Annotated in this window: 16 protein-coding genes; 10 read left to right on the top strand and 6 right to left on the bottom strand. The window is 67.7% G+C overall.

What is annotated here, in order from left to right; translation table 11 throughout:
* Positions 1–56: 56 nt before the first annotated feature.
* From G3N64_RS23985 to G3N64_RS23975, 3 genes are all read right to left on the bottom strand, one after another.
* Complete coding sequence (locus G3N64_RS23985) at positions 57–368, bottom strand: high-potential iron-sulfur protein (RefSeq protein WP_021163765.1); 312 nt, start codon at positions 366–368, stop codon at positions 57–59.
* A 236-nt stretch (positions 369–604) separates the two neighbouring features.
* Positions 605–1,714, bottom strand: coding sequence for an NAD(P)/FAD-dependent oxidoreductase (locus G3N64_RS23980; RefSeq protein ID WP_205786132.1), 1,110 nt, complete (start codon positions 1,712–1,714; stop codon positions 605–607).
* Positions 1,715–1,890: 176 nt separating this feature from the next.
* On the bottom strand, positions 1,891–2,871 hold the full coding sequence (locus G3N64_RS23975) for an AAA family ATPase (protein ID WP_205786131.1): 981 nt from the start codon (positions 2,869–2,871) through the stop codon (positions 1,891–1,893).
* 229 nt (positions 2,872–3,100) lie between these two features.
* Here G3N64_RS23975 and G3N64_RS23970 point away from each other — a divergent pair, with 229 nt between their 5' ends.
* The 10 genes from G3N64_RS23970 to G3N64_RS23925 all read left to right on the top strand — a co-directional run bounded on the left by G3N64_RS23970 (position 3,101) and on the right by G3N64_RS23925 (position 12,841).
* Entirely contained in the window at positions 3,101–3,835 is a 735-nt protein-coding gene (locus tag G3N64_RS23970; RefSeq protein ID WP_205786130.1) for a nitroreductase, read from the top strand.
* Between the two features lie 146 nt (positions 3,836–3,981).
* A complete protein-coding gene (locus G3N64_RS23965) occupies positions 3,982–4,470 on the top strand; it encodes a hypothetical protein (protein WP_205786129.1) in 489 nt (162 codons plus the stop codon).
* Between the two features lie 5 nt (positions 4,471–4,475).
* Positions 4,476–5,291 (top strand): endonuclease/exonuclease/phosphatase family protein, encoded by an 816-nt coding sequence (locus G3N64_RS23960; RefSeq protein ID WP_205786128.1) that lies wholly within the window; start codon positions 4,476–4,478, stop codon positions 5,289–5,291.
* 99 nt (positions 5,292–5,390) lie between these two features.
* Entirely contained in the window at positions 5,391–6,038 is a 648-nt protein-coding gene (locus tag G3N64_RS23955; RefSeq protein WP_205786127.1) for a LysE family translocator, read from the top strand.
* A 233-nt stretch (positions 6,039–6,271) separates the two neighbouring features.
* Positions 6,272–7,042: a ferredoxin--NADP reductase gene (locus tag G3N64_RS23950; protein ID WP_027788896.1), complete on the top strand. Its 771-nt coding sequence runs from the start codon at positions 6,272–6,274 to the stop codon at positions 7,040–7,042.
* A gap of 415 nt (positions 7,043–7,457) precedes the next feature.
* Positions 7,458–8,273 carry a quorum system sensor histidine kinase RqpS gene (gene rqpS, locus G3N64_RS23945; RefSeq protein ID WP_205786126.1) on the top strand — a complete coding sequence of 272 codons (816 nt, stop codon included), beginning with the start codon at positions 7,458–7,460 and terminating at the stop codon, positions 8,271–8,273.
* Between the two features lie 7 nt (positions 8,274–8,280).
* Positions 8,281–8,937, top strand: coding sequence for a response regulator transcription factor RqpR (gene rqpR / locus G3N64_RS23940; protein WP_205786125.1), 657 nt, complete (start codon positions 8,281–8,283; stop codon positions 8,935–8,937).
* 215 nt (positions 8,938–9,152) lie between these two features.
* Complete coding sequence (locus G3N64_RS23935; protein WP_205786124.1) at positions 9,153–10,559, top strand: amino acid permease; 1,407 nt, start codon at positions 9,153–9,155, stop codon at positions 10,557–10,559.
* Between the two features lie 540 nt (positions 10,560–11,099).
* Positions 11,100–11,603 carry a hypothetical protein gene (locus tag G3N64_RS23930; protein WP_205786123.1) on the top strand — a complete coding sequence of 168 codons (504 nt, stop codon included), beginning with the start codon at positions 11,100–11,102 and terminating at the stop codon, positions 11,601–11,603.
* A 212-nt stretch (positions 11,604–11,815) separates the two neighbouring features.
* A complete protein-coding gene (locus G3N64_RS23925) occupies positions 11,816–12,841 on the top strand; it encodes an XdhC family protein (protein ID WP_085041961.1) in 1,026 nt (341 codons plus the stop codon).
* Positions 12,842–12,943: 102 nt separating this feature from the next.
* Here the strand turns inward: G3N64_RS23925 and G3N64_RS23920 are convergent, their stop codons facing one another.
* The 3 genes from G3N64_RS23920 to G3N64_RS23910 form a co-directional block, all read right to left on the bottom strand.
* Positions 12,944–13,678 (bottom strand): PepSY-associated TM helix domain-containing protein, encoded by a 735-nt coding sequence (locus G3N64_RS23920; RefSeq protein ID WP_205786122.1) that lies wholly within the window; start codon positions 13,676–13,678, stop codon positions 12,944–12,946.
* A 269-nt stretch (positions 13,679–13,947) separates the two neighbouring features.
* Entirely contained in the window at positions 13,948–14,265 is a 318-nt protein-coding gene (locus G3N64_RS23915; RefSeq protein ID WP_205786121.1) for an EscU/YscU/HrcU family type III secretion system export apparatus switch protein, read from the bottom strand.
* A partial coding sequence (locus tag G3N64_RS23910; protein WP_205786120.1) for a flagellar hook-length control protein FliK occupies positions 14,262–14,934 on the bottom strand: 673 nt, incomplete at its 5' end. The genes G3N64_RS23910 and G3N64_RS23915, both read right to left, overlap by 4 nt.

The raw sequence follows: 14,934 nt of genomic DNA, 5'->3' as shown, positions 1-14,934 counted from the left end.
GGCGAGCGTTTCGGGGTTTTCGCCACAATGCGGCATCGCACGATGCCGCACCGGCCTCAACCCATCTTCGAGAAGGCGCTGCACCAGCCCTTCGCCGACACCTGCTTGCCGGGGAAGGCGCCGCACGGGCCCGAGGCCGAGCCCTTCTTGCCCTGGTACAGCATGCAGGCCGCACAATCCTGGCCCGCGGCGTATTTCGGATACTTCGTCTTGTCGACCTTGGTGGCATCGGCCTTGTAGCCGAGCGCCACTGCGGTCGGATCGGTTTCCGACAGCATCGGCGCATCAGCCAGCGCTTCGCGCGACAGCGCCAGCGCGGACACGGCACCAATGCTCGTAATCAGGAAACTCCGACGGGATGTTTTCATGGGGGACTCGCTCCAACGTTATCGGTTTGAAAGCTGTTCTGGCGACAGCCGTTCGACAGAATAACGCTCAAGCGAATAAATGTGCGCGCCGAAATTCCAGAGATAAGGAATTTCGCACGGCCGCCACACGGCCGATACGTACCCGCCACGTACCCGCCACGTATCCGCCACACACCCGCCACACACCCGCCACACACCCACCACGTACCCACCACACACTCGCCACGCCCGCCACGTCAGCGGTACGCCGCCATGTCGCCCACGCGCTGCGCGAGCGCGAGCGACGCGGTGAGCCCCGGCGACTCGATGCCGAACAGGTTCACGAGCCCGCGCACGCCATGCTGCGCGGCGCCCTGCACGATGAAATCGGCCGGCGGCTCGCCGGGCCCCGCGACCTTCGGCCGGATGCCCGCGTACGCCGGCTGCAGCGCGTCGTCGGGCAAGTCCGGCCAGAACGTGCGGATCGACGCGTAGAACGCGGTCGCGCGCGCGGGATCGACTTCGTAGCGCAGCGCATCGATCCATTCGACGTCCGGGCCGAAGCGCGCCTGGCCGCCGAGATCGAGCGTCAGGTGCACGCCGAGCCCCGCGCGGTCGGGCATCGGGTAGATCAGGTGCGAAAACGGCGCACGGCCCGACAGGCTGAAGTAGTTGCCACGCGCGAGATAGAGCGGCGGCACCCAGCGCGGGTCGAGGCCGTGCGTGCGGCGCGCCAGCGCCTGGGCGCCGAGGCCCGCGCTGTTGATCACGCAGGCGGCCTCGATCTCGGTCGGCGCGTCGCCGCCCGTGCGCACGACGAAGCGCCCGCCGCGCAGCACGTCGATCGATTCGACCGGGGATTTCAGCGCGCACACGGCGCCGTCGCGTTCCGCATCGCCGAGCAGGGCGAGCATCAGCTGGTGGCTGTCGACGATGCCGGTGGACGGCGAGAACAGCGCCTCGACGCATTCGAGCGCGGGCTCGAGCGTCTGCGCCTCGACGCGCGTGAGCGGCATCAGGTCGAGCACGCCGTTTTCGATCGCGCGCGCGGCGATCGCCTTCAACTGCTTCACCTGCGCGGCACTCGTGGCAACGAGCAGCTTGCCGGCGCGCCGGTGCGGCACGTGATGCGTCTCGCAGAATTCATACAACAGATCGCGCCCGTGCACGCACGACATCGCCTTCAGCGACCCGCGCGAATAGTAGAGCCCCGCATGGATCACTTCGCTGTTGCGCGAACTCGTACCCGTGCCGATCGCATCGGCGGCCTCGAGCACGAGCGTTTCGCGCCCGCGCGCGGCCAGTTCGCGCGCAATCGCCAGACCGACGACACCCGCGCCGATCACGACACAATCCATCTGCTCCATGACGTTTCGCGCCGCTAGCGCATCGAGGGGAGAGAAGAGAATTGTACGTCCCGGTTCACTTGCTTGCCGAGGGTCGTGCAGCGCATCGGGACGACGCCATGCATGACGTACGACGCACGGCACGACTCACGGCGCGCATGCGGCGCGCATACCGCCGCCGTGCGCGCCGCCCCGGTTCAGAAGCCGATCGGCCGGCGCTTCGCGGCGCCCTCGTCGGCCCGGATGTCGTGCGGCCCGATCGCATCGCGGCCGTCGAGCCGCGCGGCGCCGAATGCATGCAGCAGCGCGCGGCGCATCGTGCGCGGCGGTGTCGCGGCCAGCACGTCGAGCGCGTCGTCGCCGAGGGTGTCGGGGAAGCGCCGCCCCCACGCATGCGACGTGCGGATCTCGTCGTAGATCGTCTGCGCAATCCGGCGCGCACCGGCCGCATCGGGCGGCTCGATCTCGTACACGTTCATCCGGTTGAGCAGCGGCTCCGGAATCGCGTGCGCATCGTTCGCGGTCGCGATCCAGATCACGTTGCCCGCATCGATCGGCACTTCCGCGAATTCGTCGATGAACGCGCGCGCAGTGTCGTGCTCGAGCAACGCGTACAGCGCGCCGAGCGGATCGTATTGCGCGTCGCTGCCGGCCTTGTCGATCTCGTCGACCGCGATCACCGGGTTCGCGTAGCTGCCGTTCACGAGCGCATCGAACACCTTGCCGGGCTTCGCGTTCTTCCATTGCGACGACGCACCCGACAGGATCCAGCCGGCCGTCAGCGAACTCATCGGCACGTAGTGGTATGCGGTGCCGAGCAGCTGCGCGAGCGCCTTCGCGAAGTGCGTCTTGCCGATGCCCGGGGGCCCGAGCAGCAGGATCGGCATCAGTTCGAGCCGGTCGTCCGTTTCGAGGCACAGCGCGACCTGCTTGCGCACGTCGTCGAGCGGTTCGGCGAAATTGGGCAACGCCTCGCCGAGCGCGTCGAACGACGGCATCCGGTTCGGCTTCACGCAGAAGCGCAGGTTGCCCGTCTTGAGCATCCGCTCGTAGGTGGCGCGCAGTGCGTCGCTCGCGCTCTCGTTCAGGTCACTCAGCGCCGTCTCGACCTGCTCGAGGTCGTACACCGTGCTGAAGGACGCCACCGCCAGTTCCTGTTTCACCATCGCCGTCGTCATACCAACCTCGCTGCCGCTTGCTGTCACACGACCATCAGACCCTTACGATTTCAGTGTAGCGATCCCGCATCCCCGCGCAAGCAAGCAGCCGCGCGCGTCTGCTGCTAACACCCGCGCACGCTGCACGCCGGCGCACCGCGGCGTATGATCGTCGGTTCACCCACCCGCCGCACCGGCCCGGCCGACGGCGCCCGCGCGGCGCGTCGGCCCCCGTCCCGAAGGTATGCCGATGTCCGTCCCCCCTGCTTTCCCGCGCGTCGATGCGGATGCCGATGCGATCGGCGCCGTCGACGCGGCGCTCACGTCGCGCCGCGCGATCCGCGCGTTCCTGCCGACGCCCGTGCCGCGCGACACGCTCGAGGCGATCCTCGAAGCCGCGAGCCGCGCGCCGTCGGGCACCAACATCCAGCCGTGGCGCGTGTACGTCGCGACGGGCGCCACGCGCGATGCGCTCACCGCGGCCCACGACGATCCCGCGCGCGACGAGAAATACGTCGCCGAGTACGACTACTACCCGCGCGAATGGGTGTCGCCGTATATCGACCGGCGCCGCAAGGTCGGCTGGGACCTGTACGGCCTGTTGAACATCGGCCGCGACGAGAAGGCCCGCATGCATGCGCAGCACGCACGCAACTTCCGCTTCTTCGATGCGCCGGTCGCGCTGTTCTTCACGCTCGACCGAGTCATGATTAGGGGCTGTTTGCCTGCGGAACGTGCATGCGAATGGCCTAAATCGGCTGCAGGGCAAGGAGTGAGCAGCGCCGCGCGCGCCCGCGGGCTCGATACTTGCCCGCAGGCTGCGTTCGTGCCGTTTCACCGGATCGTCACCGAACACCTCGGCATTCCCGCCAACGAACAGCTCGTCTGCGGCATGTCGCTCGGCCATGCGGACCCTGGCGCGATCGAGAACCGCCTCGTCACCGAGCGCGCGCCCGTCGCCGAGTTCACGCGCTTTTTCGCTTGAAAACGCATGACGCGGCCCTACCTTTTGAACAGGACCGCATCGTGCGGCGAACCTGCCGCGGCGCGCCCCGTCACATCGCGATCGAAATCGTTCGGGCGTAAGATGTGCGTCCATTCCCCGCTATTCCGCGTTTCCGGAGACGTTTCATGCTGAAACACGGCCTGGCCATCCTGCTCGCGAGCGTCGCGCTCGCCGCCCATGCGCAGAGCCCCGCGCCGGCCTCCGTCGCGTGGGAGATCCAGGTGGTACGCGACGGTCAGACCATCGACACGTTCCAGCAGCGCACCACCGTGGGTCAGACCCGCACCGATACCCATCGCTATCCGTCCTCCGTACCGGTCGGCTGCGGCAATGCCGCGCGCGTCGTGCCAACCGAGCGCTCGCGCTCGGTGACGGTCGCGCCGCTCACCGTCGATGCCGGCGCGAACACGGTGTCGCTCGCGCTCGACGTGCAGGAAACGCTCGACGACGAAAACGCGAAGCCGGCCGATCCGTGCCTGCCCGCGTCGCCGCGGCAAATCGTCGCGAGCCACCCCGGCCTGACGGTCGGTGGCGACGCATGGACCGACTGGACGCTCGTCGAGCAGCATCCGCACCTCGTGTACCGCGTGCGCGCGCACGTCGCGAAGGATTGAGCGTCATGTCCGCCGACGCCCTGTCCCTGCCGTTCGCCGAACCGCACGCCGCACCCGACGAAATCACCGCGGTGAGCTGGAACCTGCACAAGGGCCGCTCGCCGCTCGGCTTCACCGCGTGGAACGCGATGCGCAACTGGATGCAGTCGACGCACGCCGACGTGTATTTCCTGCAGGAAGCGATGGCGCGCCGCATGCCGCGCCCCGTGCTCGCGCCCGGCTTCGGCGCGCCGATGGACGACGCGGTCGATGACGTATGGCACTGCCAGGCCACCGAGATCGCGCAATCACTCGACTGGCAGATCGCGCTCGGGCCGAACGTGTTCAAGCCGTCGTGGCGGCACGGCAATGCGATCCTGTCGCCGCATCCGCTCGACCTCGGCGGCCGCTGGGACATCTCGGCGCACCGCTTCGAGCGGCGCGGGCTGCTGGTCGCGCGCGCGACGCTCGCGGGCGCGCGCCCGGTCACGCTGCTGTGCGCGCACCTCGCGCTCACGCGCGCCGCGCGGCTGCGCCAGATGCACTGGATCGCGCACTGGATCGTGCGCAACGCAGGCGATGGCCCGCTGATGCTCGCCGGCGACTTCAACGACTGGCGCAACGATTCGGTCGCGCTGTTCGGCGAGATCGGATTGTCCGAGGTCGCGACGCTGCTCGGCGAATCGGGCCGCACGTTCCCCGCGTTCTCGCCGGCGCTCGCGCTCGACAAGATGTTCGTGCGCGGGCTGACGCCGCTCGAATGGCGCGCACCGTCCGGCGAGGCCGCGTGGCTGTCGGACCACCTGCCGTACATCGCGCGCCTGCGCCTCGATCCGCGATAGGGTTGCCGATCGCGGCGCGCGGCAAGCGCGACCGCGCGGCGCACGCTACATTAACGGCTTGCCCCTTCCGCCACCGGGCCGCTCCCGGGCCGCGCCGCCATGACCTACCTGCCGATCCTGCTGCAAATCGCCGTCGTCTATCTCGTCGCGGCGATCACCCCCGGCCCGAATTTCTTCATGATTTCGCAACTGTCGCTCGCTGGGCGGCGCAGCCTCGGCGCCGCGTCGGCGCTCGGCGTCGGCACCGCGTCGGTCGCGTGGGCGACGCTCGCGATGCTCGGCCTCGCGGCCGTGCTGCACCAGGTCGAATGGCTGTACGAGGCGATCCGGATAGGCGGCGCCGTGTACCTCGTCTATTTCGGCTTCAAGCTGCTGCGCTCGGGCGTGCGCCGCGACGCGACGCCGGCCGACGCGCCCGGCGAACGCGCGCCGCTGGCTGCGCCGTACGCACGCGACTACCTGCGCGCGTACCGTAGCGGCCTGTTCACCTGCCTGACGAACCCGAAATCGTGCGCGTTCTGGACCAGCGTGTTCGCGGCAATGCTGCCCGCGCACGTGCCGCTGTGGTTCAACGGCGCGGTGCTGGTGACGATCGGCGTACTGTCGGCCGGCTGGTATTCGTGCGTCGCCTACCTGTTCGCGAGCCCGCGCGCGCAGCGCGGCTACCGGCGCGTGCGGCGCCCGCTCGACGCGCTGTGCGGCGTGGCGCTCGTCGGCCTCGGCGCGAAACTCGCGGCCGAGCGCTGAAAACTGAAAGCAGATTGAAAAGATTCGTTGCGCCAAATCCGCGCAGCCGCGGGGGTCAAGCCCGCGAACCGCGCCAACAGGGTAAAATAACGAGTTCCTCAATCGTCTGTCATCGAGAAGGCGCGTGTCCGACGCGCCGGCCGGCCGATCCGCGATCGGGCCGTCGCACTCGGTTTTTTGCCCGTTTTTGGGCCCGTTACTCGCGTTCGCTACGCGCGTCCGTTTTCAAAGCCATGAGCAAATACGACACCGCCACCGTCCAATCCGTCCATCACTGGACCGACACGCTGTTCAGCTTCACCTGCACCCGTGAGGCGAGCCTGCGCTTCAACAACGGCGAATTCACGATGGTCGGCCTCGAGGTCGACGGCAAGCCGCTCGCGCGCGCCTACTCGATCGTCAGCCCGAACTACGAAGAGCATCTCGAATTCTTCAGCATCAAGGTGCAGAACGGCCCGCTGACGTCGCGCCTGCAGCACCTGAAGGTAGGCGACACGGTGCTGATCGGCAAGAAGCCGACGGGCACGCTGGTCGCCGACAACCTGCTGCCGGGCAAGACGCTGTGGATGCTGTCGACGGGCACGGGCCTCGCGCCGTTCATGTCGATCATCCGCGATCCGGACATCTACGAACGCTTCGACAAGGTGATCCTGACCCACACGTGCCGCCTGAAGGGCGAGCTCGCGTATATGGACTACATCAAGCACGACCTGCCGGGCCACGAGTACCTCGGCGACATCATCAAGGAAAAGCTCGTCTACTACCCGACGGTCACGCGCGAAGCGTTCGACAACGAAGGCCGGATCACCGACCTGATCGCCACGGGCAAGCTGTTCACGGATCTCGACGTCCCGCCGTTCTCGCCGGAAAACGACCGCGTGATGCTGTGCGGCAGCACCGCGATGCTGAAGGACACGACCGACCTGCTGAAGCAGGCCGGCCTCGTCGAAGGCAAGAACAGCGCGCCGGGCCACTACGTGATCGAGCGCGCGTTCGTGGACTGATCGATCCCCGAATTTGCGCATCATCAAGAACCGGAGCGAAAGCTCCGGTTTTTTTTCGTCCCTACTTGGCGAATTCGTAACAAATTGGGATCATCCCATCTCAAATAGTTACATTTGGATACGTGATCCTCCGGTGCTCGGGTGTCAGTGTTTTTCCTACAACACGTTCATTCCGATTATTCACATTTACCCTTAAATGTCCGCCTGACATGACCTTTTCGGGTATTTTGAGATATTATTCGGCGCGCGTGGTTGCCGTTCGGATGACAGTGGAAGGGTCGGATGCAAGTGTTACTAAACGTAACTTTTGTTACCTCGGCAGGGGGCGATTCTCTGGCGGCGACCGTCATCGAAACGGCAGCCGATCCACGCAGCCAGCCGGTGTCTGAACCGCTTTCTGACAGCAGGGAGAGTCATGGATACGTCGCTTAACGCGCCCTTGGGCGCCCACGCCCCGTTCCCGTCGCAACAGCGCGTGCCGGGCTGCGTCGCGACTCCGCCCATTGCCGACGCCGCGCCGAAACGCGGCGCTTCCGCCGCGCGGATCGCAGCGCTGTCTGCCCAGTTGCTCGCCGCCGACGAAGCGGCCCGCCGCCACCTGGCCGGCGAGTTGCACGACGGGCTCGGTGCCGAACTCACCGCTGCGCGTTTCGCGCTCGCAAACGTTCAAACGTGGCTGCCGGCCGATGCGCCGGACGGTTGCCTGCGCGCGCTGGCGCTTGCGCAGCAGGCGCTCGACGCCGCGACCGACGCGAATCGCCGGCTGATCGACGAGCGCGACACGCCGGCGCTCGATGCGGGGCTGGTCGGCGCGCTGTCGTCGTGGGCCGACACCCATGCGGCACGCACCGGCCTGCGCACCAGCTTCGTGTGCGCAGCCGACGCGCGCCTGACGCAGATCGCCGGCGCCAGCGCGCTCGCGGTATTCCGCGTCGCGCAGGAAGCGTTGTCGAACGTCGCGAAGCACGCACGCGCGACGTCGGTCGACGTGCGCATCGCCACCGACGGCACGCATCTGTCACTGATTGTCTCCGACGATGGGACCGGTTTCTCCCGGAGCCGCCGCACCGGCTACGGTCTGGCCGGCATGCGTGCCCGCTGCGAGGCGTTCGGCGGCAGCTTCGACACGGCCACGCCGGCAACCGGCCACGGCACACGCGTCACCGCGCGCTTCGCTTGGGATTCGCTGCTCGCGATGCCCGTCGGGGCCCGCCGCGCGTCGCTTTCGTGAGGTCGTCATGAGCCTGAACATCCTGCTCGTGGACGATCACGCGATTGTCCGGCAAGGGGTCCGCCAGTTGCTGATCGACCGTGGCGTCGCGCGCGACGTCACCGAGGCCGAGAATGGCGGCGACGCCATGGCCGCCGTCGACAAACAGGAATTCGACGTGATCCTGCTCGACATCTCGCTGCCGGACACGAACGGCATCGAGGTGCTCAAGCGCCTCAAGCGCAAGCTGCTGCGCACGCCGGTGCTGATGTTCTCGATGTACCGCGAGGATCAGTACGCGGTACGCGCGCTGAAGGCCGGCGCCGCCGGCTACCTGTCGAAGACGGTCAACGCCGCGCAGATGATCGGCGCGATCCAGCAGGTCGCGGCCGGCCGCAAGTACGTGAGCCCGGCGATGGCCGAGGCGCTCGCCGAATACGTGTCGTTCGAGAACGAGCCGCTGCCGCACGAGAAGCTGTCCGACCGCGAATACCAGACGCTCTGCATGCTCGCGTCGGGCAAGCGGCTCACCGACATCGCGAACACGCTGTCGCTGTCCGTGAAGACGGTGAGCGTGTACCGGTCGCGGCTGCTCGAGAAGATGCGGCTGTCGAACAACGCGGAACTCACGTTCTACGTGATGAGCAACCGGCTCGTCGACATGGCGCCCACGGCCGGCGCCTGATCTCCCTGCCCCACCCGATTCGTCCGATCCCACGACGCGGCGCCTGCCGCGCCGCCGTCCGCTGCCGCCCGTTCGACGCGCAAGCGCTTGTTTTATCGGGCGATTTCTCGACGCGCCGCTGCGCCGCAGCGGGTCTTGTGCGCCAAATCGGCTAAAATTCCGGGTTTTCACTCAGTCAGGGCTACCGCGCCGCGCGCGCTGGCGATTCATCCGCAATGTCTCTCTTCCGCAAGAAAAACGTCGATCGCATGATCGCCGGCGCGCAGGCCGCCGGGCTCAAGAAAGCGCTCGGCGCGATCGACCTCACCTTCCTCGGCATCGGCGCGATCATCGGCACCGGCATCTTCGTGCTGACCGGTACCGGCGCCGTGCAGGCCGGCCCCGCGCTGATGCTGTCGTTCGTGATCGCCGCGATCGCGTGCGGCCTCGCCGCGCTGTCGTACGCGGAATTCGCGTCGACGATCCCCGTCGCCGGCTCGATCTACACGTATTCGTACGCGACGCTCGGCGAACTCGTCGCGTGGATCATCGGCTGGGACCTGATGCTCGAGTACGGCCTCGCGTCGTCGGCCGTGTCGGTCGGCTGGTCGGGCTACCTGCAGTCGCTGCTGCAGGGCTTCGGGCTGACGCTGCCCACCGTGCTGACGGCCGCGCCCGGCGCGGTGCCGGGCGTCGTCACATGGTTCAACCTGCCCGCGTTCCTCGTGATGATCGTGATCACGACGCTGCTGTCGATCGGCATCCGCGAGTCGACCCGCATCAACAACGTCATGGTGTTCATCAAGGTGTCGGTCGTGCTGCTCGTGATCGCGGTCGGCCTGTTCCACGTGACGCCCGCGAACTGGAAGCCGTTCATGCCGCACGGCTGGAACGGCGTGTTCGGTGCGGCGGCCGTGATGTTCTTCGCGTTCATCGGCTTCGACGCGGTGTCGTCGGCGGCCGAGGAAGTGAAGAACCCGAAACGCGACCTGCCGATCGGCATCATCGCGTCGCTCGCGGTGTGCGCAGTGCTGTACGTGACGGTCGCCGCGGTCGCGACCGGCATCGTGCCGTCGGCCCGGTACGCAAACATCTCGCACCCGATCTCGTACGCGCTGCAGGTCGCCGGCGAGACGTGGGTGGCCGGCTTCATCGATCTCGGCGCCGTGCTCGGCATGCTGACCGTGATCCTCGTGATGAGCTACGGCCAGACACGCGTGATCTTCGCGATGTCGCGCGACGGGCTGCTGCCGGCAACGCTGTCGCGCGTGCACCCGCGCTACGCGACGCCGTTCCTGACGACCTGGCTCGTCGGCCTGTTCTTCGGGCTGATCGCCGCGCTCGTGCCGCTCAACGTGCTCGCCGAGCTGATCAACATCGGCACGCTCGCGGCGTTCTCGATGGTGTCGATCGCGGTGCTCGTGCTGCGCCGCACGCACCCCGACCTGCCGCGCGCGTTCCGCTGCCCGGGCGTGCCCGTGGTGCCGATCCTCGCGGTCGCGTCGTGCCTGTTCCTGATGCTGAACCTGCAACCCATCACGTGGGCCGCGTTCGGCATCTGGCTCGTGATCGGCCTCGTGATCTACTTCCTGTACTCGCGTCACCACTCGAAGCTCGCGCACGGTCACCACGACGCGCACTGAGCGCCGCCGTGCCGCACGCGGCACGGTGCGCACCCGCGGGGCCGGCCTCCGGTCCCGCCCCCTCCCCTTCCTTCACGCGTCACGCCGCCACGTTGCCTTTCCTGCAACGATCCACGCGTCAATTCCCATTCCGATTGGCCATTTTTCGAATACCGGCATATTCGATTCCGATCAGCACGCCAATCGATTAAAAAAGAAATGCAATTGAATTGAATATAAATAGAAGAAAATAATCGCGCGGCCGGCATTGAACTCTTGCATCCGCCAAACTAGTATTCAGGTCGGTTGACCGCACATACCCGCCCAGCCCTATCCGACGGGGCATGCGCCGCAGCAGGGCCGCGGCGCGATGCGATCGATTTCATCGAAACACCGTTCCATCAATCATAAATCCAGCGTGAATTCATAAACGAATTTTCAGCATCTTTTTAATTAAAAAATCAAAACCGGATAATCCGGCCGTCGGTATTGTATTGCCTCCGTCCGGAGGCAATGTCGCTGCACCTGTCCGAAGTTCAACAAGAACCAGAGAGGTCTGTCATGAGCAATACATTGGTCAACGTCACGGCGAAGGTCGAAATCAACGCGGCCAACCAGACGATCGCGGGGCTCAGGGATTATCAAGGCAAGAACTGGGCGATCGGGCTGAACGGGGATACGCTGGCGCCGGACGGTTTCCTGACGTTCTTCACCGAGCGCAACCTGCCGTTCAGCTACTACGTCCGCGCGCGTGGCGTCTCGGTCGGGGAGCCGAGCGCATACCAGGCGAACATCGAGACGCTGACGCAGCGCATCGCCGCGATTCGCGCGTCGGAAACGAACCTGGTCCAGGCGACGATCCGCGAGCTCGAACTGTACAAGTCGAGGAACTGGGCGATCGGCCTGAACGGCACGACGCTGCAGCCGGACAACTTCCTGCCGTTCTTCGGCACCCGCTCCGTGCCGTTCGAGTACTACGTCCGCAGCGGCGGCGTCGAGCTTGGCTCGCCGAACGCGTATGACAACAACATCCGCAACCTGACGCAGTACCTGGGCTCGCTCTGACGTAGCGCCCCGCCGGGCGGATGCGTCGTCCGCCCGGCGACCTGCCATCCGGCCCGGCACGGGCCGTCCCGTTCGTCTTCCCTGCCGCTCGCCTCTCCCTTTCCCGTTTTGCGCCTTCCCCGCCGCCTGCACGCTTGCCGCGGCCGGTTCATAATCGCGCCATCGAACGGCGGCCCGCATTGGCGGCGTCGCCCGGCAACAGGAAGAAGATGATGGAAAGCGTCGATCTCGATGTATTGAAATCCAGCGCGCGCTGGCTCGAAGAAGGGCGCCGCGTGCTGCTCGTGACGGTCGTGAAGACGTGGGGCTCGTCGCCGCGCCCGGAAGGCGCGATGCTCGCGGTGCGCGAGGACGGGCTCGTGGTCGGCTCCGTATCCGGCGGGTGCATCGAGGACGACCTGATCGCCCGCGTGCACGCAAGCGGGATCGCGGCCGACGCGCGCCCGGAAGCGCTCAAGTACGGCGTGACGGCCGAGGAAGCGCACCGCTTCGGGCTGCCTTGCGGCGGCACGATCCAGCTCGTGCTCGAGCCGCTCACGCGCGACAGCGGGATTGCCGCGCTGTGCGCGGAAGTCGAGGCCGGCCGTCTCGTCACGCGCACGATGACGCTCGCGACGGGCCGCGCTTCGCTGTCGCCCGCGCAGGCGGCCGACGGGCTCGCGTTCGACGGCGAGCGGCTCGTGACGATCCACGGGCCGCGCTACCGGATGCTCGTGATCGGCGCCGGCCAGTTGTCGCGCTATCTGTGCCAGATCGCGGTCGGGCTCGACTACCAGGTGACGGTGTGCGATCCGCGCGAGGAATACACGGATGCGTGGGACGTGCCGGGCACGCGGGTCGTGCACACGATGCCCGACGATACGGTGCTCGACATGAACCTCGATGCGCGTTCGGCCGTGATCGCACTCACGCACGATCCGAAGCTCGACGATCTCGCGCTGATGGAGGCGCTGAAGACGCCCGCGTTCTACGTGGGCGCGCTCGGCTCGCGGCGCAACAACGCGGCACGGCGCGAGCGGTTGCGCGAATTCGACCTGAGCGAAGCGGAACTGGGCCGGCTGCATGGGCCGGCCGGCATCTACATCGGCAGCCGGACGCCGCCGGAAATCGCGATCTCGATCCTCGCCGAGATCACCGCGGCGAAAAACAACGTGTCGCTGCCGACGATCCTGCAGGTCGAGGGCGCGAAGGCCGCGCGCGAGATCGCGGCGAACAGCGGCGCGGCCTGCGGCCTCTGATCGGCGCCGGCGCGCTGCCGCGCCGGGTACGCGGCCGTCACGCGCGAAGCGGGCTAAGCAGACGAAGCAACTGCGCCGGCGCCAGGCCGGCGCAGCCGCCGATCAGGTCAGGCCGGCGGCAAGTGCCGCGGCAACCGAACCGACCACCAGCACGACGCCGACCGTGCGGCGCTTGTTCAGCTCGGTCCACAGCAGCACGCCGGTCAGCGACAGCAGGATCAGCGAGCCCGCGATCGTGTCCATCAGCAGCACCCAGCCGAGATTCATTCCGACGCCGCGATGCAGGTTGTTCAGCGTCGTCAGGAACGTGTTGCCCGTGCGCTTCACCGCGACGTAGCCGTTGCCGACCCAGTATTCGGCCTGCAGGTTCTGGTGCGGGCCGAACAGGCCCATCTGCCAGTGCTCCGGCTGCATCACGCGTTTGTCGCCCCACGCCACGGGCTGCGCGGGCTCCTTGCGCATGCGGCCCGGCTTGCCGTCGAAATGCAATTCGTTCTGCAGCCATTTCGTCATCGCGGCCGGCGTCTTCGGCACCGGATCCGGCAGCGCGATCTGCATCTCCTCGACCTGCGGCTCGCCGGTCGAAATCTTCAGCGGCGGCGCGCGATGGTTCAGCAGCACGCCCGTCACGCCGAACAGCAGCCCGAGCACCGCCCCCCACAGCCCGACCCAGCCATGCACCTTGCGCAGCCACTTGATGAAGGTCGCGCGGCGCGAACGCTGGCGGCGCGCGGCCAGTTCGTCGTCGCTCAGCGGGCGGGCCGTCGGGTGCAGCACGGTGACGCCCGCGCGGGGAGTACCCGTCTTGGGCGGATTGATCGTTTCGGGCGCGTTCACGCGAAAGTTTCCATTCGTTCAAAACAACGGGCGGCGCGCAGAGAATGCGCGCCGCCCGGGCAGCATGAAAATGAGAATGGATATCATTACATAAATCAATTGCCGGCTCAATCCGCGCCGGTACGCAGCGGCCTGTCCGGCGAGAGAGGACATGCGGACAAAGTAAGCACGTTGCGCACCGATGCCGATCGATAGACGAAAAATGCCGGCGAAATGGCCTTGCAAGGCCCGGACAGCGTTCCGTAAGAATTCGCGCGATGCCGGGCTGTTCAGCGCAGCGGCGGCAGCGGAAAGCGCGGCGCGGCGTCGTCCGGCCCGGGCTCGGTGCGGTCGAGCGAATACAGCCACGCGAGCAGATCCGCGACCGCCTGGTAGAGCTGCGGCGGAATCCGGTCGTCGAGGTCGACCTGCATCAGCAGCGACACCATCTCCGGCGCCGTATGCACGTACAACCCCGCATCGTGCGCGCGCGCGACGATCATCTCGGCGAGCACGCCGTAGCCCTTCGCGACCACGCGCGGCGCCGCATCGCCGCCCTTCGGATCGTAGACGAGCGCGGCCGCGCGCTTGCGGGACGCCATGCTCATTGCAGCGCCTCGTCGCCGGTATCCGGCGCGCGCGGCGCCGGGCCGCCGGCCGAGGCCGAACCGCGCGCATACGCAGCGGCGGCCGCCTGAGCCGCAAACAGGTCGAAGCCGTCCGGGCCTTCGTCGACCGCGCGGATCGACAGCCCGCCCACCCGCAGCCCCGACACTTCGAGCCGCTGCCGCAGCGCCGCCTCGTGCCGCGTGAGGCGGTCGGCGCCCGTCTGGTTCGCACGCAGCCGCGCGACGAGCTGCGTGCCGTTCAGCACCAGTTCCGCGTCGACCGTGCCGAGCGACGGCAACGTCAGCGTCAGGCGCGTGCGCCAGGCGATGCCGTCGCTCGTGCCGTCGTCGCCGCGCGGCGCGCGGCTGCCCGGATCGTCGGGCTCGATCGTCCAGTCGAGCCGCGCGCCGGGCCACGCCTCGCCCATCCAGCGGAACTGGTCGGTCGCGAGCGCGTCAAGCTGCTGCCTGACGAGCGGCACGGCGGCCGGATGCACGGGCGCGAGCGTCTGCGCTTGCGCATCGGACGATGCGGTGGCCAGCTCGGCCCGCGCGGGTGTCCAGCGCGCATCGGGACGCTCGCCGAGCAGATCGGCCATATCGTGCGGCAGCGACGCGCCCTGCCGCGCGCCTGCCGGCAAGGCCTGTGCGGGATCGCGAGCCGGCGCG

This window comes from Burkholderia sp. Ac-20344 (genome assembly GCF_017104975.1).
Taxonomy (GTDB): Bacteria; Pseudomonadota; Gammaproteobacteria; order Burkholderiales; family Burkholderiaceae; genus Burkholderia.
The sequence above is the reverse complement of the archived record's forward strand: the minus strand, read 5'-3'. Positions and strand labels throughout refer to the sequence as shown.